The sequence below is a fragment of the Mycobacterium sp. 1245801.1 genome (genome assembly GCF_001673055.1).
Taxonomy (GTDB): domain Bacteria; phylum Actinomycetota; class Actinomycetes; order Mycobacteriales; family Mycobacteriaceae; genus Mycobacterium; species Mycobacterium europaeum_A.
This window is the reverse complement of the sequence record NZ_LZKY01000155.1, coordinates 1-870: the sequence shown is the minus strand read 5'-3', so window position 1 is coordinate 870 and position 870 is coordinate 1. Positions and strand designations below refer to the sequence as shown.

1 protein-coding gene and 1 pseudogene are annotated in these 870 nt (G+C 60.5%); one reads left to right on the top strand and one right to left on the bottom strand.

All coding sequences use genetic code 11. The features are described 5' to 3' along the window. Positions 1 to 200 (bottom strand): annotated as a pseudogene (locus tag A5622_RS28060) (hypothetical protein); the annotation flags it as partial. Between the two features lie 489 nt (positions 201 to 689). Between A5622_RS28060 and A5622_RS30465 the strand changes: the two are divergent. Then, positions 690 to 821 carry a hypothetical protein gene (locus A5622_RS30465; RefSeq protein ID WP_255361663.1) on the top strand — a complete coding sequence of 44 codons (132 nt, stop codon included), beginning with the start codon at positions 690 to 692 and terminating at the stop codon, positions 819 to 821. Positions 822 to 870: the final 49 nt, after the last annotated feature.

The following is an 870-nucleotide window of genomic DNA, read 5'->3' as shown; positions in this document are numbered from 1 at the left end:
TTCCAGGCCATGTCGAAGCGCTTGCGGGCCTGTTCGAATTCTTCTTGGGCTGCGGTGGAGCATCGGCCGGCAGCATGGAAAGCCTCCGCAAGGCTCGAAATCTGCGCGGGGCTGCCGGCCTGCAAGCTCTGGTTAATCGCCCACGGATCACCACCGGCCTGAGCGATCAGACCGGCAACGCTAATCCATTTCAGCTGCATTGCACCGCCCGTAAAACCGCACCCTGTTCTTCTGGAGCAGCTATGACGCTACCTCGTGGTAACCTCTCCACGCCGGTTCAAGCCGACGCTGCGGTGCAATTTGCCGCCGTTCGCTCGTCGAGCGCCTGATCGATCAATGTGGTACTGGAATGCCGTCGCAGAGTTATCGAGCCGCTAGGCGCGCTCGCGTCACCAGGCGGATTCGCCATCGATGGTCGCGAGGTCTCGCATGGGTAGAAAATTACGGGCGGACGCCGTTGGCCGCTATTCACTATGTACTAGCCTCGACGCAGCGCAGACACGGCTTCATCTCACTAGCGAATCCCAGCGACGTCAGGCCGGTCCGACGACGATCTGCCTCAAACCGATGCTGACGGCCGCATAAAGTCGGTGGTCTTACGCCAGCGATCAGTCACCTTCGAGATAAAGAATCTGCGCCGTTCGCCGGGGTGAAGTGAGCGAAGCGCTGCCTCGGCTTAGCATTCGGACATGCGCGATATCGAAGCGATTGACGCCGATCTGCAGTTGGTGTCGCGCGCTTGGTGCGCGGCTTTGGTGGCAAATGATCACGCACCGAGTACCACCCTGATCGACCAGCTTCGCGAGGAGCGACAGCAGTGAGGCGCTGCGTCCGGAACTGACATGACCGGATACCACTAGAGGTAGCGTC